The sequence below is a fragment of the Streptomyces sp. NPDC085944 genome (genome assembly GCF_040686295.1).
GTDB classification, from domain to species: Bacteria; Actinomycetota; Actinomycetes; order Streptomycetales; family Streptomycetaceae; genus Streptomyces; species Streptomyces salinarius.
Genome location: NZ_JBFBJX010000008.1, coordinates 64664 through 85673 on the forward strand (window position 1 = coordinate 64664; position 21010 = coordinate 85673).

Consider the following 21010-nt stretch of genomic DNA (forward strand, 5'->3'; position numbering starts at 1 on the left):
CCTGTTCACATTCCGGGACACGGTGTTGTGGGTATGTGACGTTCCGTTTGATGATGTCCGACCCGGGGGCCGCCCCGGGTTCAGCGGCGCAGCAGAACGCGCCTGGTCGCCCGGCCCAGCCGCGCCCCGGGACGCGCCGACCGCGGCACCGGACCCGACCGCTCCAGCCACCACTCCCGCAACTCACGCCGCACCCCCGGTTCCTCGCCTCCTTCCGGCGCCGTCCGCAGCAGGTGCGCGACGAAGTCGAGGGCGTCCCGCCGGTAGCCGCCGGTCATCGGGGACCCCTGCGCGTAGCGCAGGAAGGCCGGCCGGTACCGCGCGCCCATGATCACCGGCAGCTCGGGCGCGACCCTGCCGACCACGTCGGCCCGCTTCCCGGCGAGCGCCCGCGCCTGCACGCCCATCCGCACCCGGTCGAACCCCTCGGGCACCGGTGTGCCCGCGACCAGCGCAGACAGCAGCGCGGCCTGCGCGAGCCCGAGCCGCTGCCGTACGGCGTCGTCGGCGGCGGAGCCGGAACCCGAGGGGTGGGGCGCCCGGCCCCCGGTGGCCGCCGTACGCGACGCCCGTCCCTTCTCCACGGCGACGCGGATCGCCTCCACCTCACCGCTCAACGCGTCGCCGTCGGGGAAGTTCTCGTCCCGTTCCAGCAGGACGCCCGGCGGTGCGACGCGCGAGGCCAGGTCGGTCAGGATGTCCAGCACCGGCCGGGGAACCGGGTGGGCGTGGCTGTCGTGCCAGACGCCGTCCCGCTCGAAGCCGCCCGCGACATGGACGTAGGCGATGGCCTCCAGCGGCAGCTCGGCGAGCGCGTCGGCCGGGTCCGCGCCGAGGTTGACGTGGTTGGTGTGCAGGTTCGCCACGTCGATCAGCAGCCGCACCCCGGTCCGGTCCGCCAGCTCGTACAGGAACTGCCCCTCCGTGAGCTCCTCGTCCGGCCAGGAGACGAGCGCGGCGATGTTCTCCACGGCGAGCGGCACGGGCAGCGCGTCCTGCGCGATGCGCACGTTCTCGCACAGCACGTCGAGGGCGTCCCGGGTGCGCGGCACGGGCAGCAGGTGCCCCGCCTCGAGCGGCGGCGAGGCGGTCAGCGCGCCGCCCGCCCGCACGAACGCGATGTGCTCGGTGACCAGCGGCGACCCGAGCACCTGAGCCCGCTCGGCCAGCGCCGCCAAGCGCCCCGCGTCCGGCCGTTCCGCGCCGCCGAGCCCGAGCGAGACCCCGTGCGGCACGACGGTCACCCCGCGCTCGCGCAGCCGCAGCAGCGAGTCGGGCAGATGCCCGGGACACAGGTTCTCCGACACGGCCTCGACCCACTCGATGCCGGGCATCCCCTCGACGACGTCCGCGATCTCCGGCCGCCATCCGATGCCGGTGCCCAGTCGCGCCATGCGCTCCATGGTTGCCTCCCCTCCTGCGAACATGTCGGGGGTATCGCCCACCCGGCCCGGGCCGAACCCCGGGCGGGGCCTGTTCAGAGCAACATCTGAGGTTCCTACCGCCGCAGCGCCGGATGGTCCGCGACCACCGTGCACGACCCCGGCGCGATCTCCGTGAAGCCGGCGTCGCGCACCACGGGCAGGCCGCCGGTGGTGAGGCCGGCCCAGCGGGCCGGGTCCGCGGTGCGTACCGACAGCGGGTAGCCCGCGTCGTGCCACGCCGTCCGCTCGCCGTCCGACAGCTCCCACCAGGCGAGCTGCGCACCGTGGCCGGCCTGGGCCATCGCCTTGCCCGCCGACATGTCCAGGTCGGGGTTCAGCCAGAGCACCGGCGCGGTGGGGTCGGCGTCCGCGGGCGGCTCCGGGTCGTCGAGGTCGGTGCCGGAGACCTGGAGGCGGGCCAGGTCCTTCGGCCAGCCGTCCAGCGGGACCGGCGGGAAGACCCGCACCTCGGCACCCTTGCCGGTGACCGTGATGCCGGGCAGCGCCTCGGCCCGCCGCCACTCCGCGCCCCGGGCCCGCCTGACGACCTTGCGGATGCGGGCGTCCTGCCAGTCCCGCATCGCCCGGGCCCACTCGCCGTCACCGGTCGACCGCGCGTCGCCGAGCATCACCAGCACCGCCCGGGCCGCGGTCTCCAGTGCGTCGGTACGGGCCGGCGGCGCCGCCCGCTCGATGCGCACCACGAGCGGCAGCACGAACTGCGGCGCGAGGTCCCGGTCGCCGGGCTCGGGACGGAAGGGACTGTCGGGAACGGAAACGGACGCGGGGACGGGTGCCGTCGGGTCATTGCTCACGCCCTACAGTCTGCCAAGCCGCCCGCCCGGGCCCGTCGGGCCGCCCGGTGCGGCCCGTCGGGCCGCTTGCCCGGGCCTGGGGGCCGTTCGCCGGGGCCTGCCGGGCGATCCCCTCGCGTCCGCCGAGCCGCTCACCCAGGCCTGCTGGGCCGCCCGCCGTGCCCGGTAGGTTTCCGTCCCGCGTTCGCCGAGCCGCTTGTCCGGGTCTGCCGGGCCGCTCTCCTGGCCTGCCGAGCCGCCCGTCTGGGCCCGCCGCGCTGCCCCGCGGCGTCCGTCAAGCCGCCCGGCCGGGTCCCCGCCCCCTCCGCGTTCGCCGAGCCGCTTGTCCGGGTCTGCCGGGCCGCTCTCCTGGGCCGCCGAGCCCCCCGCGGCCGCCAACCGCCCAGCCCGGGCCCGCCGGGCCGCTCGTCCGCGAGAGGATGGCCCCATGCAACGCGAGCTACGGCTGGACGGTGTGGGGCGCCGCTACGGTGTTCGTGGGCCCTGGGTGCTGCGCGGGGTCGATCTGGGCCTGGTGCCCGGCACCCTGGTTCGCGTCGAGGGCGCCAACGGTACCGGCAAGTCCACCCTGCTGCGCCTGCTCGCCGGGATCGACGCCCCGACCGAGGGCCGGGTCAGCGGCCGCCCCCGCACCGCCTACGTCCCCGAGCGATTTCCGCCCGCCCTGCCCTTCACCGCCGCCCGGTACCTCACCCACCTCGGCACCGTCCACGGGCTGTCCCGCCGGGCGGCGGCCCGGGCCGCCGGGCAGTGGCTGGAGCGGCTGGGGGCCGCCGGGTACGCCGACACACGGCTCTCCCGGCTGTCCAAGGGCACCAGCCAGAAGGTGGCGGTGGCGCAGGCGCTGCTCGCCGAGCCGGAGTTGCTGGTCCTCGACGAAGCCTGGACCGGGCTCGACGCCGACGCGCGGGGGGAGTTGGAACGCGCGGCGGCCGAACGTGCCGCGGCCGGCGGTGTCGTCGTCTTCGTCGACCACGATCCGCGCCGCCTGGCCGGGACGGCCGACGCCGTGTACACCGTGCGCGACGGCGCCCTGCACCGCCGTACCGCACCGGAGCCGGTGGCGGCCGGACCGCGGGTCGTGGTCCGGGTGCAGGGTCCGCCCGGTGCCGTCCTGCCCGGCGACGTGCGCCGGACGGCCGCCTCGGTGGAGGAGACCGCCCCCGGCTCCCACACGCTCGCCCTCCCCGCCTCGCACTCCGACGTCCTGCTGCGGGCGCTGCTGACCGCCCGGCCGCCCTGGCACGTGGTGAGCGTGCACGCCCCGGAGGACCATCGATGACCGCTCTCCTGCGCTACCAGGCCGCGCTCCTGCTGAGCTCCCAGCGCTGGCTGCCGCCCGTCGTCCTGTACGCCGCCGCCCTCGGCATCGGCGTGCAGGGCGGGCAGCCGGTGCTGGACTCGCTGGGCTGGGCGGCGGCCGTGCTGCTGCCGGTCGCGGCCTGGCTGGTGCGGATCTGCGTCACCGGCGAGCCGCCCGCTGCCCGGGGCTGCGTGTCGGCGGCGCGCGGCCCCGCGCGGGCCCACCTGTCCGCCGTGCTGGTGGCGCTGGCCGCCGCGACGGTGCTGGGCGCGGTGGCGACCGTCGTCGTGGCGCTGATCAGCGACCCGGTCGGCACCGGGCACGGCACGCGCGTGTCACTGCTCCCGGCGGGCGGCGCCGGACTGCTCGCCGCGCTGGTGTGCGCCCTGCTCGGCACCGCCGTCGGCGCGCTCACCGCCTGGCCGGTGCTGCGCTCGCCCGGCCGCGCGGTGCCCGCCCTGCTGCTGGCGGCCCTGCTGGCGCTGGTGGCCTCGGGTTCCCCGGCCCGGGCGGCGGTCAGCGGGCTGGTCACGGGGTCGAAGTCGGGCACGGTCACGTTGCCGTTGCTGCCGCTGGCCGTGGCAGCGCTCGTCGCCGCGGCCGCCGTCGCCGCGGCCTGTGCGCTCAGCTCGCGCAGGTCGTCAGCCTGAGCAGGCCGTGCGCTGCGCTTCCTGCCACTCGCAGACCGGGCAGAGCGTGATGCCCTTGTACGACTGCGGGTACTCGGTCGGCTCCCGGCACACGACGCAGTCCGCGTACGGCGGGCCGTCCGCCCTGGGCGGCCGGGGTGCCGTGTCGATCAGGCAGTAGCCGCCGGGCTCGCAGCCGGGGCCGGAGTCGTCCGGGCCCTGGTCGTGTTCGCTGCTCATGTCTCCAGCGTAGGACGTCGGCGCAGGACGTCAGGCGTGCCCGTTCGCGGCGCCGACGAGCTGCGAGACCTTCACGAAGCGGTAGCCCTGGCGGCGCAGCTCGGGCACGACCGCCCGCACCACCTCCTCGGTCACCGGGGCGGCGCTGCGCGTGCAGTGCATGACGACGACCGAACCCGGCCGCACCCCGTCGAGGACCTGCCGGGTCACCGCGCCGGCGTCCGTGGCGAAGGCGTCCCCGCTCACCACGTCCCACTGCACGGCGGTGACCCCGGTGGCCGACAGTTCCTTGAGGGCCGCGTCGTCGTAACAGCCGCCGGGGAAGCGGAAGTACGGCATCGGGTTCGGCACTCCGGCCTTCTCGAACGCGGCGTACGCGCGCTCCAGGTCCGAGCGCATGTCGGCCTTGGCGACCGTCGGCAGGCCGTAGCAGTCGTCGGTGTAGGCGTAGTGGCTGTAGGAGTGGTTGGCGATCTCGAAACGGGGGTCCCGGCCGATGGAACGGGCCTCGTCTGGGTACTCCTCGGCCCAGCGGCCGGTCATGAAGACCGTGGCCGGCACCTTCAGCCTCCGCAGCGTCGCGATCAGCCGCGGGTTGTCGAACCGTTCGCCCGCGGCCGCCCGCGGCCCCTGGTCGGCGGTCATGTCGGCGTCGAAGGTGAGGGCGACCGTCTTGCCGTCCTTCGTGCCGCCCTGCGTACCGTCCGTGCGGGGGCCGTGTTCGAACACGGGGGTCAGTCCGGCGGGGCCGGGGGCGAGGGTGGGCGTCCGGGAGGGGGACGGGGCGGGGGCCGAGGGCGCGGGGCGGGGGGTCTGCCCGGCACCGCTCGTTCCGCAGGCGGTGAGGGCGGCGCCCAGGGCACAGAGCACGGTCGCGCGTCGTACGAGAGAGATCACCGTACGAACGTACGGGTGGGATGTTCTGTTTGTATGACTATGTGAGCTGACGTGCCGATCCGGTCACTCTCCCGGCTCAGGCCCTTGCGTCAGATGTCCCGCCGCTCCAGCGGCTTCGTCGCCGGACCCTCGATCACCTTGCCGTCCGTGTCGAAGCGGGAGCCGTGGCACGGGCACTCCCAGGCGCGCTCGGCCGCGTTGAAAGCGACCAGGCAGCCCAGGTGGGTGCAGCGCGCCGAGACGGCGTGCAGCGCGCCCGCCTCGTCCCGGTAGACTGCGAGCCGGTCGCCGCCCGCCCGGACCACCGCGCCCTCGCCCGGCGGCAGCGAGTCCACCGGGGGCACGGGCCGCAGCCGGTCGCCCACGAAGTGCCGGGCCACCTCCGCCTGCGTCTTGAGCAGCGCCGGCGCCTCGCGCACCGCGGTACGCAGCCTGCGCGGGTCGTACAGCCCGCTCCACGCGCACTCCTCGCCGCGGATCTGCGCCGTCAGCAGCCGGCCCGCCATCATGCCGCCGCTCAGCCCCCAGCCGCCGAAGCCCGTGGCGACGTACGTGTGGTGCGCGCCCGGATGCAGCGGGCCCACCATCGGCACGGTGTCGGTGGGGTCGATGTCCTGGGTGGCCCAGGCGTACGTGCGCTCGAAGCCGGGGAAGTGCTCGTCCGCCCAGGCGGCCAGGGTCTCGAAGCGCTCCCGGGTGTCGCCCGTACCCGGCGTGAAGTGCTCCCCGGTGACGACGAGCAGGCGGCGGCCCGCGTCGTCCAGGGGCGCCGTACGCACCGAGCGGGTGTTCTCCTCCGGCGTGATGTACATGCCGTCCACATCGCGGTCCGCCTCGACGGTCCCGGCGACGACCAACTCGCGGCGCGGGGAGAGGCGGGCGAAGAGCAGGGCGCGGTCGAAGATCGGGTAGTGCGTGGCGACCACGACGTCCCAGGCGGTGACCGTCGCTCCCGCCTCCGTGCGCACCCGGCACGGCTCGCCCTCGTCCAGGCCCTGGACGGTGGTGTCCTCGAAGATCCGCCCGCCCTGCGCCTCCAGGTCCGCGGCGAGCGCCCGCAGGTACTTCAGGGGGTGGAACTGGGCCTGCCCGGTCACCTTCACGGCGCCCGCCACCGGGAACGGCAGCCCGGTCTCCGTCACGAACGACGCCGGGAGCCCCGCCTCCTGCGCGGCGGCCGCCTCCGCCCGCACCTCGTCGACGCGGCCCGGATCGCGGACGTAGGTGTACGCGTCGCGCGTCTCCCACTCGCAGTCGACGCCCAGCTCGGCGACGATCCCGGCGGCGCGCTCGATCGCCTCGGACTGCGAGCGGGCGTACAGCCGGGCGCCCTCGGGGCCGCGGGTGCGGCGCAGCCTGTCGTAGACCAGGGTGTGCTGGACGGTCAGCTTGGCGCTGGTGTACCCCGTGACACCGGCGGCGACCCGGCCGGCCTCCAGGACCGCCACGCTCCGCCCGGCCCGCGCCAGCTCCCAGGCCGTGCTGAGACCCGCGACGCCTGCGCCGACCACGGCGACGTCGACGTCGAGATCCTCCGCGAGCGCGGGGCGGGGCGCGCCGCCCGGTGCCGTCCGAAGCCAGTACGAGCCGTTGACCTGCACGTTCCGAGTCATGCGGCCCGAGTACCCAGGGGTGGAGGCTTCAGTGACCGGACGATGCGCCCCGCCGGTGTTCCGCCGCTACCTGCGCCAGGGCCCCGTCACCGCGAAGGTGGTGCCGGGCGTGTAGCAGTTGACGTACATCGTGTCGCCGTCGGGGGAGAAGGTGACACCGGCGAACTCACCCCACTCGGGTTCCTCCTCCGTCCCGATGTTCTGGGCGCCGCGGGCCATCGCGTACACCTCCCCCCGCCGGGTGACGCCGAAGACGTGCTGTGCGCCGTTGCCGTCCTCGCAGACCATCAGGCCGCCGCTGGGGGCGAGGCAGATGTTGTCCGGGGACTCGCCGGGCAACTGCACGTCGGTGTCCGGGCCGAAGACGATCACCAGGGTGAGCCGGCGCCGCTCGGGGTCGTAGCGCCAGATCTGGCCGAAGTGGTCGGCGGCCGAGCCGTCGTCGCTGTGGGCGAAGGACGACACGAAGTACACGCTCCGTCCGCCCCAGTAGCAGCCCTCCAGCTTCTGCGCGTGGGTGATGCCGCCCCGGCCGAAGTCCTGGAAGCGGATCGGCGTCCCGTCGGCCAGCGGGTCGGGTACGTCCACCCACTCGATGCGGTCGAAGGTCGCGCCCGTCTCCTGGATCGAGGAGAGGTCGGGCACGCCGGGCACCCGCATCGCCTGGAGCCGCCCGCCCGCCCGCAGCGAGCCCAGGCCGCCCAGCGGCTTCTCGGGCAGGAAGCGGTAGAAGAGGCCGAACGGCCGCTCGAAGGCGTCCTCCGTCTCGTAGACGACGCCGCGCCGCGGGTCCACGGCGATCGCCTCGTGCTGGAAGCGGCCCATCGCCGTCAGCGGTACGGCGCCGGTGCGGTGCGGGTCGACCGGGTCGACCTCGAAGATGAAGCCGTGGTCCTTGGTGTAGCCGTTGGTACCGGCCCGGTCCTCGGTCTCCTCGCAGGTCAGCCACGTGTTCCAGGGCGTGTGCCCGCCCGCGCAGTTGACGGCCGTACCGGCGATCGCGACCCGCTCGGACAGGACGTGGTTGCGGGAGTCCAGCGCCAGCGCCGTACAGCCGCCCTTGCCCTGCGGGTCGTACGTCAGGCCCTCGACGGTGGGGACCGGGACGCGCCCGCCGGCGCGGTTCTCGTGGTTGCGGACCAGGTAGGTGTGGGCGTTCCCGTGACCGTGGCCGTGTCTGTCGGAGGAACGCCCGGGGAAGGCCGACATGCCGTCGTGGTTGGACGGCACCGGTCCCTCTCCGGAGCGCAGTTCGTCGCCCTCGCGGGACAGCACGCGGTAGCGGAAGCCCCTGGGCAGGTCGAGCAGACCGTCGGGGTCGGGGACGAGGGGACCGTAGCCGCTGTGGCCCCCGGGCTGGGCGGCGGCGGTGCCGGCGAAGAGTTCGGAGAGGGCGCCGGTGAAGGCGATGCCTGCGCCCAGTGCTCCGGTACGGGCGAGCACCTGGCGTCGAGTTGCGGACATGGGGTGACCTTCCTGCTGGCGGACAGGACTGTGACCCCGCTGTGTCTATCACCTGCCAGGAGCCCCGGGAACCACGCGTGTCGCTCGTGTCACCGCTCGACCGGGTGCTTGTCGTGCTCGACGGGCTCCACGTGCTCCGGGCGCTCCGGATGCTCCGAGTGGTCCTGTGCGTGCTCCGGGCGCTCCTGCGCCTTCTCCAGGAACCGCAGCAGCTCCACCGGGAACGGCAGCACCAGCGTGGAGTTCTTCTCGGCGGCCACGGCCACCACGGTCTGCAGCAGCCGGAGCTGCAGGGCCGCGGGCGTCTCGGACATCTGCCGGGCCGCCTGCGCCAGCACCTTCGACGCCTGCAGCTCGGCGTCGGCGTTGATGACCCGGGCGCGCCGCTCCCGGTCGGCCTCGGCCTGGCGGGCCATCGAGCGCTTCATGGTGTCCGGCAGGGACACGTCCTTGATCTCGACCCGGTCGATCTGCACACCCCAGCCGACCGCCGGAGAGTCGATCATCAGCTCCAGTCCCTGGTTGAGCTTCTCCCGGTTGGACAACAGGTCGTCCAGGTCGCTCTTGCCGATGATCGACCGGAGTGAGGTCTGGGCCATCTGCGAGACGGCGAACCGGTAGTCCTCGACCCTGACCACCGCGTTGGCCGCGTCGACGACCTTGAAGTACACGACGGCGTCCACCCGCACGGTGACGTTGTCCCGGGTGATGCCCTCCTGGGCGGGCACGGGCAGCGTGACGATCTGCAGGTTCACCTTGTGGAGCCGGTCCACGAACGGCACGATCATCGTGAAGCCCGGACCTCGTGGCTCCCCCGCGAGCCGTCCGAGCCGGAAGACGACCCCGCGTTCGTACTGCCTGACGACCCGGGCCGCCGCGAGGACGTAGAGGACGCCCACGCAGACGACGGCGACGATCGCGGTCAGGAACTCCTGGACCATGACGACCTCCTGGATGGGAGGGTCGATTTCACCCTTACCGTCACGATAGGCCCGGTACGGGCCCCGTGTCAGGCCTGGGCGGGCGTGAACCGGGCCCCCGCGGCCCGGCCCCTCAGGGAGTCTCGACGAGACGGGCCGCGTCCCGGGCCAGCGCGGTGAGCCGGGAGATCGCCCGGAAGTACTTCTTGCGGTACCCGCCCTTCAGCATCTCCTCGCTGAACAGCCGGTCGAAGGGCAGTCCGGACGCCAGGACGGGCACCTCGCGGTCGTAGAGCCGGTCCGCGAGCACCACGAGCCGCAGCGCCGTCGACTGGTCCGGCACCGGGCGCACCCCGGTGAGGCACACGGCCGTGAGGCCGTCGGTCAGGGCGCCGTAGCGGCTGGGGTGGACGCGGGCGAGATGGTCGAGGAGGGCGGGGAAGTCGTCCAGGGACGCACCCCCGGTGGCCTGTGCGGCACGGGTCACCCGCTCGTCGGAGTACGGCGCCGGGGCCTCGGGCAGACCGCGGTGGCGGTAGTCCTCGCCGTCGATGCGCAGGGCGCGGAAGTGGGCGGACAGGCCCTGGATCTCGCGCAGGAAGTCGGCCGCCGCGAAGCGGCCCTCGCCGAGCTTGCCGGGCAGCGTGTTGGAGGTGGCGGCGAGCGCCACGCCCGCCTCCACGAGCCGGGCGAGCAGGCTGGAGACGAGGACGGTGTCGCCCGGGTCGTCGAGCTCGAACTCGTCGATGCACAGGAGGCGGTGCCCGGAGAGGGTCCGCACGGTCTGCTGGAAGCCGAGGGCGCCGACGAGGTTGGTCAGCTCCACGAAGGTGCCGAAGGCCTTGCGGGAGGGCTCGGCGGGGGTGGCGTGCCACAGGGAGGCCAGCAGGTGCGTCTTGCCGACGCCGTAGCCGCCGTCGAGGTACACGCCACGGGGGCCGGCCGGGGCCTTCGGCGCCTTGCCGCGGCCGAACCCGAGGAACCCGCGCCTGCCGCCGGTCGCGCCGGGAGCCTCGCCCAGCCCGCTCGCAAAGCCCTCGAGGACCCGTACGGCCTCGCTCTGGCTGGGCTGGTTCGGGTCCGGGATGTACGTGCTGAAGCGGACCGAGTCGAAACGCGGCGGGGGCACCATCTCGGCGACCAGACGGTCCGCGGGGACGTGGGGCTCGCGGGCGCACAGGGAGACCGTGGCCGGAGCCGTCCCGGTTATCGGGGCGGGACTGGAGGCGGCGGAGGAGGACGACACGGTGCCCAATGGTAAAGCCTGCCCGACAGGCCTTTGTCGTCCGCGAGGCGCACGGAAGCGGAGCCGGCGGGCAGGGCCCCGCGGGCGGAGGCGTGCGACGGGTGCCGGCGGCGGCCCACCGGGCGGGCCGGCGCGGTGGTCAGGGCGTCGGCCCGCGCGGTTGGGGCGGCGGGGGCGTGGAACACTGCACCCCATGCGACGCCTGTTCCCCCTGCCCCCTGTGACCGATCAGACAGCCGGCCCGGGCTTCGACGGGACCGATCGGGAGTGGAGCCTGGCCGAGCTGGCGACCGCCTACGCCTATCCCGAGCCGGACGGACGGCGCGAGACGTGGCTGCGGGCCAACATGGTCTCCACCCTCGACGGCGCCGCCCAGCACGACGGCCGCTCCCAGCCCATCTCCAGCGCGGCCGACATGCGGATCTTCGGCACCCTGCGCGCGCTGGCGGACGTGGTGATCGCCGGGGCCGAGACGGTACGGCAGGAGGGCTACCGCCCGGCCCGCGCGCGGGCGGACTTCGCCGAGGCCCGGCGGGCCGCCGGCCAGGCACCCGTGCCTGCGATCGCCGTGGTCAGCGCGAGCCTGGAGCTGGACTTCTCGCTGCCGCTGTTCACCTCCTCGGCCGTACCCACCCTGGTCCTGACCGGAGCCGCCGCGGCCCCGGACCGGATCGCGGCCGCCGAGAAGGCCGGGGTGCGGGTGGTGACCGCGGGGGACGGCGTCGGCGTGGACCCGGCCCGTGCCCGCACGGCACTCGCGGAGCTGGGGCACACCCGGCTGCTGACCGAGGGCGGTCCGCGGCTGCTGGGGCAGTTCGTCACGGCCGGGGTGCTCGACGAGCTGTGCCTGACCGTCTCCCCGATGCTGACCGCGGGGAGCGCGCAGCGGATCGCGGGCGGACCGGCGGTCGAGGTTCCGCGGCGGTTCGCACTGGTGTCCCTCCTGGAGGAGGAAGGTTTCCTCTTCAGCCGTTACCGGCGTGACTAGGGCGATCCCGGGCACGAGTGGGCGACGACGACCGGACAGCGGTTCGGTCGTTACCGCACATCCGGGAATCGGCGGAATCTCTCGTTCCGTTTAGTCTCCGCCGGGCACACTGATTCCGGCAGTACCCGTGCGATCACGGGGCAGGATGGTTTCCGCAGGGTCCGTTTCCGGCCTACGGAGGGTGGGCCCACGGGCCCTCGAAGGAGAAGGGGCGCCTGGTGTTCACAAGCGTTTTGATGATCGAGAAGGCCCTGACGTCCGCCGACGTGGAGTTCGTCACCACCTTGCACGGGGACGAGCAGGTCGCCTTCCACGTGCTGCTCCAGCCGCGCGGCGATCAGGCGGACCGCCTGCTGCGGGCCATCGACGACGTCGCGCTCGGCGAGCTCGACGACGCCGTGCGGGAGGGGGAGACACCGGAGGGCCGGGAGGCGCAGAGCGTGGGCGAGCGGGCCCTGGAGGTGTCCCTCACCGCCCTGCGCGCGTCCGGCGCCCGGGCCGAGGGCCGGTTGATCGAGAACCATCCGCTGGACGAGCTCAAGGCCCTGGTCACGGAGATCGCGGCCGACGAGGTGATCGTCCTGACCGATCCGCACTACGTGGAGGAGTTCTTCCACCGGGACTGGGCCTCCAGGGCCCGGCACAAGGTCGGCGTACCGGTCCTGAAACTCTTCTCGCACAGCAAGGCATAGGCTGGTGCCGCGCCCCCGCAGAGGGGGCGCGCCCGTCAACGGATCACCCTGGGAGAACAGCGCATGGCACCCGGCCTTCCTACCGCCATGGACCGACCGCACTTCATCGGCATCGGCGGCGCCGGAATGTCGGGCATCGCCAAGATCCTCGCCCAGCGCGGCGCCGCCGTGGCGGGCAGCGACGCCAAGGAGTCCGCGACCGCCGAGGCGCTGCGCGCGCTGGGCGCCACCGTGCACATCGGGCACGCGGCGGACCACCTCGCCGACGACGCGAGCTGCGTGGTCGTCTCCTCGGCCATCCGCGAGGACAACCCCGAGCTGGCCCGCGCCGCCGAGCTGGGCATCCCGGTCGTGCACCGCTCCGACGCCCTGGCCGCCCTGATGAACGGCCTGCGCCCGATCGCGGTCGCCGGTACGCACGGCAAGACCACCACCACCTCGATGCTGGCGGTCACCCTGTCCGAGCTGGGCCTGAACCCGTCGTACGCGATCGGCGGCGACCTGGACGCCCCCGGCTCCAACGCCCTGCACGGCGACGGCGAGATCTTCGTCGCCGAGGCGGACGAAAGCGACCGCAGCTTCCACAAGTACGCCCCCGAGGTCGCCATCGTCCTCAACGTCGAGCTGGACCACCACGCCAACTACGCCTCGATGGACGAGATCTACGCGTCCTTCGAGACCTTCGCCGGCCGGATCGTCCCCGGCGGCACCCTGGTGATCGCCGCCGACCACGAGGGCGCCCGGGAGCTGACCCGGCGACTGGCCGGCACGGTGCGGACGGTGACGTACGGGGAGTCCGAGGACGCCGACGTGCGCATCCTGTCGGTCGTCCCGCAGGGCCTGAAGAGCGAGGTCACCGTCGTCCTCGACGGGGCCGAGCTGACCTTCGCCGTCTCCGTCCCCGGCCGCCACTACGCCCACAACGCCGTCGCCGCCCTCGCCGCGGGCGCCGCCCTCGGCGTCCCCGCCGCCGAGCTGGCCCCGGCGCTGGCCGCCTACACCGGCGTCAAGCGGCGCCTCCAGCTCAAGGGCGAGGCGGCCGGCGTCCAGGTCGTCGACTCCTACGCGCACCACCCCACCGAGATGACCGCCGACCTGGAGGCCATGCGCGCCGCGGTCGGTGACGCCCGCATCCTGGTCCTCTTCCAGCCGCACCTCTTCTCCCGCACCCAGGAGCTGGGCAAGGAGATGGGCCAGGCGCTGGCCCTCGCCGACGCCTCGGTCGTCCTCGACATCTACCCGGCCCGCGAGGACCCGATCCCGGGCGTCACCAGCGAGCTGATCATCGAGGCGGCCCGCGCGGCGGGCGCGGACGTCACCCCGGTCCACGACAAGGACGCGGCGCCCGCGCTGGTCGCGGGAATGGCGAAGGCCGGTGATCTCGTTCTCACCATGGGCGCGGGCGACGTCACCGACCTCGGACCGCGCATCCTGGACGAACTGCCGAAGTAAGGGGCTGAGGACTCATGTCGTACGACGTCGAGAAGCCGGACGAGCAGTGGCGGGCGGAGCTGGCCCCGGCCGAGTACGCCGTGCTGCGCGAGGCCGCCACGGAGCCGGCCTTCACCGGTGAGTACACCGACACCAAGACCGAGGGCGTCTACTCCTGCCGCGCCTGCGGCGCCGAGCTGTTCACCTCCACGACCAAGTTCGAGTCGCACTGCGGCTGGCCGTCCTTCTACGACCCGAAGGACACCGACGCGGTCGAGCTGATCGAGGACCGCTCCCACGGCATGGTCCGCACGGAGGTGCGCTGTGCCCGGTGCGGGTCGCACCTCGGGCACGTCTTCAAGGGCGAGGGCTACCCGACCCCGACCGACCAGCGGTACTGCATCAACTCGATCTCCCTGAGGCTGGCCCCGGCCGAGAGCTGAGGCGGTCCGGGCCCGTCGCAGGGCCCGGACGCGTCGCGTCGTCCGGCCGGGCCCGTCGGTCCCGGCGCCCTCTCAGGGGCCCGGGGCAGGCGGCGCGCAGCGGAGGGCCAGCCGGGCGGCCGTCGGCGCCTCCATGAGGTCCACCAGGGTGAGTTCCGCACCGAGTTCCTCCGCGGCCTTCCGGACGAGCAGGGCGGCGCTCAGCGAGCTGCCGCCCAGCTCGAAGAAGTGGTCGTCGGCACCGACGTCGCCCTGGCCCAGGACCTGTGCGAACAGCTCCACCAGCCTGCGCTCCGTCTCGGACGCGGGGGCCCGGTGCCGGTGGCCCGCCCGGGGGCGTTCGCGCAGGGCGGCCCGGTCGATCTTGCCGTTGCGGTTCACCGGGAGCGGGCCGAACGTCAGGACGGACGGGACCATGTACGCGGGGAGAAGCCGCTCCAGCTCCTTGCGGACGCGGGAGGAGTCCAGGGCGGAGCCCACCGGGCCGGGAGCCCGCTCCACGTAGCCGACGAGCCGGGACTCCCCGGATTCGGGCTGCTCCGCGATCACCGCGCAGGCGGCGACACCCGGGAGGGTGGACAGCTCCCGTTCCACGGCGCCCGGGTGGACGCGGTAGCCCCGGATCTTCACCTCGTCGTCCATCCGGCCCACCACGTCGACCAGGCCGTCGCCGTCCATCCGTGCCAGGTCCCCGCTGCGGTAGAGGACCGGGAACTCCTCCCCGGGCAGCGGATTGGGCAGGAACCGCTGGGCGTTCGCCGCTTCGTGGTTGAGGTAGCCGCGCGACAGGCTGCGGCCCGAGATGCACAGTTCGCCCACCGCGTGGCGGGGCAGGGGACGCAGCTCCTCGTCGAGGATGTGCAGGGCGACGTTGCGTACCGGACGGCCGATCGGCGGGGCGAGGCCGGCCCGCCCGGCGCCCTCGCGCACCAACTCCGTCAGGTCGCAGACGGCCACGACGTTCGCCTCGGTGGAGCCGTAGACGTTGAGCACCTGGAAGGGACAGTCCGCGGGGGGCCACAGCCGCTGGCGTTCGCCGGCGACCCGCATGGAGACCAGGTCCGGCTTCGCGGGCCAGGCCATCTTGAGCAGGTGCTCGGCGACGACGGTGGTCTGCAGGGTGTGGGAGATCCGGTGGTCCAGCAGCCACCCTTGGACGGCCACCGGGTCGGTGCCGACCGACACCGGGGCCACGACCACCGTGCCGCCGGCCGCCAGGACCGGGAACATGTCGACCTCGACCATGCCCACGCCCGGTGGGCAGAACCAGGAGCCGCGGGTGGCGGCCGACAGTCCGCAGGCCTGCGCCAGGGCCGTCGCGGTGTTGCGCATGGGGCCGTGCCGCAGCTGCACCGCCTTGGGCTCGCCGGTCGAACCGGAGGTGTAGGCGATGTGGCTGACCGCGTGCTCCGGAAGCTCGGGCAGCGCCGCCGCACTCCCGCGCGGCGCCGGCTCCGGTGGGCGGGCCTGCGCCGGGTCCGTGTCGGGCACGAGCGTGGCGAGGCCCAGGGAGGCGGCGAGCCGGGCCACCTCGTGGTCCGGGGAGGCCACCGCCACCAGGGCGGCCCGCGAGTCCCGCAGCATGTACCGGATGCGGGCCGCCGGGAGGGCCGGGTCGACCAGGACGACGCGGCATTCGGCGGCGAACGCGGCGAGCTGCGCCACCGCGCTGCCGGCCCCGCGGTCCATCGCGACGGCCACCGCGTCGTGGGCGGCCACTCCGGCCGCGCGCATCCGGTTCCGGGTGGCCAGCATGGCGCCGGCCAGATGCCGGTAGGTGAGGACGACGTCCCCGTCCTCGACGGCGGGGCGGTCCGGGGCCTCGACAGCGAGCCGGGCGACCGCGCGGTGGACCTGCTCACCGGCCGGCGGCAGCACGGGTCCCCGCCCGACGGCGGCGTCGTGCCCGGCGTCCAGGATGCCGACGGACGCCACCGTCATCTGCGCCAGGGACGGCCCGTCGGCCTCCGCGAACACCTCGAGGAAGGTCCGCACGGCATCCGCGAACTGCCGTACCGCGACGGGACCGTGCTGGCGTGCCGGTGAGGCCACCACGAACTCCTCGGCACCGTCACCGGCCCACTGCACGCAGAGCGTGGCGTCCACCACCGGAGCCCTGCCGACGGGCAGCAGCGCGACGGACGCCTCCGCGGCCCGAGGCCGGGGGACACCGTCGGTGGCGGCCAGTTCCAGCAGCTCACCGAGGGGGGAGTCGAGGTCGACGTCGTACGACCGCACCTCCCGGTGGTCGGCCACGTCCACCCGGCCGCCGCGGCAGTACCGGACCATGGTGGCCAGCACGGCCGCCCTGAGGGCGGTGCCGGACCCGTCGGGGTCGGGCCTTCGCCGCACCACGTGGCTGACGGCGGCGTGCGGAGCGCGGTGGTCTCCCGCCACGTGCAGGCCGGGACGCGTGGACGGCGTTTCCTGTTCCGTAGTGCTCTCCGGGTTCACCGCGCCCCCTTGCGGTTGTCCACGATGCGTGCGGCCTTCCAGCTGATCAGGGCGCCCTGATGAGCCCGTGCGTCGAGGTCGTCGACGACCTCCACGCGCACCTCGGCACCGGTCAGTGCGGTCAGCCGCCCGACGGCCGCCGCGGTCCGCTCCGGTGCGGGCGCCGCATCGGCGAACTGCACGCGCAGCACCAGCAGGTCCCCCGGCGCCCCCGAAGCCCCCGCGGCGTCCTCCAGGACGATCTGGTAGCCGAGGCAGCGCTCCAGCCCGGTCAGGGCCGCCTCCTCCAGGTCGTACGCCGTGACCGGGCCGCCGGCGGCGAACACCACGTTGTCCCTCGCCCGGCCCAGCACGGTCAGCGCGCGCCCCGGCAGGTCTCCCGGTGCCCAGGGGTCGATCCGGACCAGATCGCCGGTGCGGTAGCGGATCAGCGGTTTCACGCCCGGGGTGAGCATGGTGACGACCAGCTCGCCGGTGTCGCCCGCCGACGGCGTGCCCGTGTCCGGGTCGACCAGCTCCACGGCGTAGTTGGGTTCGGACAGCCGCAGCCGGCCGTCGGGCCAGCCGCCGGCGATGCACATCGCCTCCTGCGAGCCGTACATGCCGGGCCCGACCCGCGATCCCGGCCACAGCGTGCCGGCATTGCGGAGGAACTCGGGAGTGCTCACCTCCCCCAGCACGAGGAACTGCCGGATGCTTAGGTCGGCGGGGTCCTGGCCGGTGCGCAACAGCTCCCGCGCCAGCTCCAGCACCATGGAGGGCGCGCACGCCACCACCGAGACGGACAGCTCCCGCAGCAGGCGCAGCGCCTTGGCGAACCCGACGCGCGGGGAGTCGGGCCACAGCTTCACGTGGCCGAGGCCGCAGGACCGCGCGACGTCGCCGAAGACGTCCCCGAAGGCGTAGAGCTCCGAGGGGCCCAGCACCGCGACGAAGGGACGCTCGCCCGGGAAGTGCCGGGACAGCATCTCCCGCCAGGCGCGGAGGATCCCCCGGTTGCTGACGGCGACCTCCAGCGGCGAACGGGGACACGGCGTCGGCGGGCCGGTGGTGCCGGTCGTCTCGTAGTAGACCTGCGCGTCCTCGACCGACCCGCTGAGGACGGACAGGCCGGCCGCCGCGAGGTCCGCCTTGGTGGTGAAGAAGTCCTGCTTCTCCCCCTGCCATTCGTCGCCCAGCCGCTCCGCGTAGAAGGGCGACTCGGCCCTCACCCAGTCGACCACCTCGGCCGTGCGCCGCTCGCGCCAGGCGGCGAGTGCCGCCGAGGACGGATCGCCGTCCCAGCGCCGCTCGAGGTCCAGCAGCGACTCGTAGTACGCGGCCTGCCGTTCACCGTGCGGGGACGGGGCCGCCGGTACACCGTCTTCCATACTGAGCGTCATGCAAGGAACGTAAGGCCCCCCGGTTCGTGCCGGGTTATGCGCGGACTCGCCGGTGATGTTGGGTGACGTTTGAAAGTGTTCCTTGCTGAACACCGCTTTCCGGCTTCTGGCTGTTCTGAAATGGATCATTTAGGCTGACGACTGCCGTCCGGGAACCAGCGGTCGCGGTGCGATCGTCACGAGATGCGTCGCTCCTTGTATCCGCAGGACGGCACAGCTTCGCCGACAACGGGGTGAGATCACACATGTGTTGGGGGATACGTGATCTGTGGCGAATTACAAGTGAGGCTGCTGGGGGACTTCGAGGTCCTGGCCGATGGAGTCCCGGTGGCGCGCTGGCGCGCCGGCAAGGCCAGGAACCTCCTGCAGTATCTGATCACTCGGCGGGACACGGTCGTGTCCCGAGACGTCCTGAGCGAGGTGCTGTGGCCGGGCGAGGACAAGTCGCCCGGCAACAGCTCGCTCAAGGTCGCCGCCCACGCGCTGCGCAAGGCCCTCGCGGACGGGCCTTTGACGAGCGGTGTCCGGGTGGAGTACCAGGACTTCGGGTACGTGCTGCGGGCCTCCGGCATCTGGGTGGACTGCGAGGCCTTCCGCGGGCACGCGACGCGCGGGTTCACCCTGGAACAGCGGGGCGACCGGGCGGCCGCGGTGCGCGAGTACAAGGCCGCCGCCGCGCTGTACCGCGGCCCTTTCCTGCCGAGCGAGGAGGCGCGTTGGGCGGAAACGGAAAGGGCCTGGCACCAGTCGACGGGCCTGAAGGTCGTGCAGCGGCTCGCCGCCCTGGCGATCAAGGGCGGAGACGACTTCGGGGCGATTGAGTGGTGCCGGCGCGCCAGTGAAATCGACCCCTACAACGAACGCACCTACCGCCTGATGATGGAACTCCACGGAAAAAGGGGTGATCTCGGAATGGCACTGAAATGGTACAGCGTTTGTGAAAGCCGGCTCCACGACGAACTCGGCGTCCCGGTGAGCGGTGAGACGCGGTCGGTACTGTCGTCGGTCATGAAGCGTTGCGACGTGGCGACGCCGTAGGACGGCGCGGAAGCCACCGCGATTTCCGGCACACCGGGACACCGGGGTCCCCGGAATCCGTGGTTCTCGCGAGAAGGGGCCGGGCGGCGCGCACTCCGGTGCGTGCCGCCCGCCCCGGCTCACGGTCTCAGCAGTGACCCTCGAAGAACGCCACCGCACCGCGCGTGCGCACCGAGTACCGGGTGAACCGCGCCGCGAGCTGGGCCTCGAGCTCCTCCAGGCCGTCCTCGGTGTTGCGGAAGGAACCGGCCTGGTTGTACTTCTCCATCATCCACCGGCCGTGGGCCGGCAACGGGGGCTCCTTGCCGAGCACGGTGCAGCCGAAGACGACACCGCCGTCGGCGACGTACGGGCGGACGTTGTCGAACACCACGCCCTTCTGCTTCATCGTCCCGGGCAGACAGTGCAGCACGTTCTGCAGGGCGACCGACTCGAACTTCCGCTCGCCCAGGTCGAGATCGCCGAGCACGTCCCGGACGACGGTCGTCGGCCGGTACCGCGCGATGCGCCCGGCCGCGGTGCGCAGCACCAACTCGTTGAGGTCGAGCAGGGTGATGCGCGGAGTCCTGGTGGGGAAACGGCACTTGTCGAGGAAGAAGCCGGAGCCCGGACCGATGTCCAGGTGGTCGCCCCTGACGCTGTCGTTGTAGAAGGACAGCATCGTCCGGCGGGAACAGCGCCACGCGACGGGGCAGACCATCCCCAGCGCGATCGGGTCGTAGATCATCAGCACCGGTCTGGTGTACATGTCGGCGTCGCCGCGCAGCTCGGCCGGATCGCCGGTCGTCGAGGTCATCCGCTCCTCCTGTGGTCGGGTGTGGTCACGGCGCCAGTGCCGCGTCGTGCAGCCGGTACTCCTCGGGAGTCACGACGCCCGCGACCGCCGTGCCGTACCGGGCGCACAGCTCCGGCGAAGCGGCGATGCGCCGCAGTTCCGCCAGTCGTTCGGCCTCCACGTCCAGCCGCGCCACCGCGAGCGTGGAGCGGTAGAACGGCATCATGCGGCGGTCGCGTTCGCGGGCGTACGCGGCGAGGTGGGGGTCGATGCGCGCGGGCCGCAGCGACCCCGCCGCCGCCACGGCCCGGGCCAGCAGGTCCGCCTGGACGAAGGCGTCCGTGATGCCGCGCGCCGTCAGCGAGTCCTTGTGGTGTCCCGCGTCCCCGACCAGCGCCCATCCGGGGCCGCTCGCGGTGCGGAAGTAGTTCTGCTGGTCGCCCATGCCGATCAGCCGCCCGATCCGTTCCGCGCCGGCCAGCCGCTCGGCCACCGAAGGGGCCGCGGCGCGCAGGCACCGCTCGTGGGCACCCGCCACGTCGATGCGCACCCGCGCGAACTCGGACTGGCGGAAGTAGCAGGCGACGACGTGCGCGCCCGCAGTGGGGATGACGCCGACCCAGAGGCCGTCGCCCTGGTGCTGTTCGAACCCCGCGTCCAGACCGGTCCAGTAGCCGTACACGCAGCAGCTCAGCTTCGGATGTACGGCATAGGACTCCGCCGGGACCAGCCCCGCCACCGTCGAGCGCAGCCCGTCGGCGCCGACGACCAGGTCCGCCCGGACCTCGTGCCAGCGACCCGCCTTGCGGTAACGCACACCGGCCGGGCGTCCCCGCTCGTGGACCAGCTCGGTGACCGAGGCCTCGTGGACGACCTCCACTCCCGCCGCCTCGGCGGCCCGGCACAGGATGGCGTCGAGGTCACCGCGGCGCGGAGCGTACGCCTCGTTGCCGCCGCCCACCTCGGGCCCCGGAGCGCGCAGCACCACGTCCCGCACCCGGTAGGTGAGGCCGGTGATGGGCGGCGCGCCCGTCGCACGGACCTCGTCCAGTACTCCCCACGCGCGCAGGAACGCCACGCCCGGCTGATGGACGTACAGGGTCGACAGCTTGTCGGAACCCCGTGCTCCGCGGTCGAGGAGCAGCACCCGCAGGCCCTGTCCGGCGAGCAGCCGCGCCGCCGGAGCCCCGCCGCACCGCGCGCCGACCACCACAACGTCGTACGTCTCCATGGCTCCACCTCGCACGGCATCGTCG

The 21010-nt window shown here is 73.7% G+C and carries 19 protein-coding genes; 7 read left to right on the forward strand and 12 right to left on the reverse strand.

What is annotated here, in order from left to right; genetic code table 11:
• Positions 1-80: 80 nt before the first annotated feature.
• Entirely contained in the window at positions 81-1394 is a 1314-nt protein-coding gene (locus tag AB0P07_RS17575; protein WP_365552019.1) for a DUF692 domain-containing protein, read from the reverse strand.
• Positions 1395-1498: 104 nt separating this feature from the next.
• Positions 1499-2239: a peptidyl-tRNA hydrolase gene (locus tag AB0P07_RS17580; RefSeq protein ID WP_365551406.1), complete on the reverse strand. Its 741-nt coding sequence runs from the start codon at positions 2237-2239 to the stop codon at positions 1499-1501.
• 427 nt (positions 2240-2666) lie between these two features.
• Here AB0P07_RS17580 and AB0P07_RS17585 point away from each other — a divergent pair, with 427 nt between their 5' ends.
• Together AB0P07_RS17585 and AB0P07_RS17590 are read left to right on the forward strand one after the other, a co-directional pair.
• Positions 2667-3521 (forward strand): ATP-binding cassette domain-containing protein, encoded by an 855-nt coding sequence (locus tag AB0P07_RS17585; RefSeq protein WP_365551409.1) that lies wholly within the window; start codon positions 2667-2669, stop codon positions 3519-3521.
• On the forward strand, positions 3518-4192 hold the full coding sequence (locus AB0P07_RS17590) for an ABC transporter (RefSeq protein ID WP_365551412.1): 675 nt from the start codon (positions 3518-3520) through the stop codon (positions 4190-4192). The genes AB0P07_RS17585 and AB0P07_RS17590 overlap by 4 nt, the downstream gene beginning before the upstream one ends.
• Here AB0P07_RS17590 and AB0P07_RS17595 read toward each other — a convergent pair.
• From AB0P07_RS17595 to zapE, 6 genes are all read right to left on the reverse strand, one after another.
• Entirely contained in the window at positions 4184-4411 is a 228-nt protein-coding gene (locus AB0P07_RS17595; protein ID WP_365551415.1) for a hypothetical protein, read from the reverse strand. The two genes, AB0P07_RS17590 and AB0P07_RS17595, sit on opposite strands and share 9 nt — an antisense overlap.
• 30 nt (positions 4412-4441) lie before the next feature.
• Positions 4442-5308 (reverse strand): polysaccharide deacetylase family protein, encoded by an 867-nt coding sequence (locus AB0P07_RS17600; protein ID WP_365551418.1) that lies wholly within the window; start codon positions 5306-5308, stop codon positions 4442-4444.
• An 89-nt stretch (positions 5309-5397) separates the two neighbouring features.
• Complete coding sequence (locus tag AB0P07_RS17605; RefSeq protein ID WP_365551421.1) at positions 5398-6921, reverse strand: FAD-dependent oxidoreductase; 1524 nt, start codon at positions 6919-6921, stop codon at positions 5398-5400.
• 66 nt (positions 6922-6987) lie between these two features.
• A complete protein-coding gene (locus tag AB0P07_RS17610; protein WP_365551424.1) occupies positions 6988-8385 on the reverse strand; it encodes a PhoX family protein in 1398 nt (465 codons plus the stop codon).
• Positions 8386-8474: 89 nt separating this feature from the next.
• Entirely contained in the window at positions 8475-9326 is an 852-nt protein-coding gene (locus AB0P07_RS17615; RefSeq protein WP_365551427.1) for a slipin family protein, read from the reverse strand.
• A 112-nt stretch (positions 9327-9438) separates the two neighbouring features.
• Positions 9439-10551: a cell division protein ZapE gene (gene zapE, locus AB0P07_RS17620; protein WP_365551430.1), complete on the reverse strand. Its 1113-nt coding sequence runs from the start codon at positions 10549-10551 to the stop codon at positions 9439-9441.
• Between the two features lie 193 nt (positions 10552-10744).
• Between zapE and AB0P07_RS17625 the strand changes: the two genes are divergently transcribed.
• The 4 genes from AB0P07_RS17625 to msrB all read left to right on the forward strand — a co-directional run bounded on the left by AB0P07_RS17625 (position 10745) and on the right by msrB (position 14105).
• Positions 10745-11539, forward strand: a complete 795-nt coding sequence (locus AB0P07_RS17625; protein WP_365551433.1) for a pyrimidine reductase family protein — start codon at positions 10745-10747, stop codon at positions 11537-11539.
• A 218-nt stretch (positions 11540-11757) separates the two neighbouring features.
• Positions 11758-12231, forward strand: a complete 474-nt coding sequence (locus tag AB0P07_RS17630) for an indole-3-glycerol phosphate synthase (RefSeq protein WP_365551436.1) — start codon at positions 11758-11760, stop codon at positions 12229-12231.
• A 63-nt stretch (positions 12232-12294) separates the two neighbouring features.
• A complete protein-coding gene (gene murC, locus AB0P07_RS17635) occupies positions 12295-13683 on the forward strand; it encodes a UDP-N-acetylmuramate--L-alanine ligase (RefSeq protein WP_365551439.1) in 1389 nt (462 codons plus the stop codon).
• 14 nt (positions 13684-13697) lie between these two features.
• Positions 13698-14105, forward strand: coding sequence for a peptide-methionine (R)-S-oxide reductase MsrB (msrB, locus tag AB0P07_RS17640; RefSeq protein ID WP_365551442.1), 408 nt, complete (start codon positions 13698-13700; stop codon positions 14103-14105).
• A 72-nt stretch (positions 14106-14177) separates the two neighbouring features.
• Here msrB and AB0P07_RS17645 read toward each other — a convergent pair whose 3' ends face one another.
• Both AB0P07_RS17645 and AB0P07_RS17650 read right to left on the reverse strand, forming a co-directional pair.
• Positions 14178-16559 carry a non-ribosomal peptide synthetase gene (locus AB0P07_RS17645; protein WP_365551445.1) on the reverse strand — a complete coding sequence of 794 codons (2382 nt, stop codon included), beginning with the start codon at positions 16557-16559 and terminating at the stop codon, positions 14178-14180.
• The gene (locus AB0P07_RS17650) at positions 16556-17941 is read right to left on the reverse strand and encodes an AMP-binding protein (RefSeq protein ID WP_365551448.1); all 1386 of its coding nucleotides are present in this window, start codon (positions 17939-17941) and stop codon (positions 16556-16558) included. Before AB0P07_RS17650 ends, AB0P07_RS17645 begins: the two co-directional genes overlap by 4 nt.
• Positions 17942-18268: 327 nt before the next feature.
• Here AB0P07_RS17650 and AB0P07_RS17655 point away from each other — a divergent pair, with 327 nt between their 5' ends.
• Positions 18269-18979 (forward strand): BTAD domain-containing putative transcriptional regulator, encoded by a 711-nt coding sequence (locus AB0P07_RS17655; protein ID WP_165285779.1) that lies wholly within the window; start codon positions 18269-18271, stop codon positions 18977-18979.
• A gap of 127 nt (positions 18980-19106) precedes the next feature.
• Here the strand turns inward: AB0P07_RS17655 and AB0P07_RS17660 are convergent, their stop codons facing one another.
• Both AB0P07_RS17660 and AB0P07_RS17665 read right to left on the reverse strand, forming a co-directional pair.
• On the reverse strand, positions 19107-19775 hold the full coding sequence (locus AB0P07_RS17660; protein ID WP_365551452.1) for a class I SAM-dependent methyltransferase: 669 nt from the start codon (positions 19773-19775) through the stop codon (positions 19107-19109).
• Between the two features lie 25 nt (positions 19776-19800).
• Positions 19801-20985 (reverse strand): NAD(P)/FAD-dependent oxidoreductase, encoded by a 1185-nt coding sequence (locus tag AB0P07_RS17665; RefSeq protein ID WP_365551455.1) that lies wholly within the window; start codon positions 20983-20985, stop codon positions 19801-19803.
• Positions 20986-21010 lie beyond the last annotated feature (25 nt).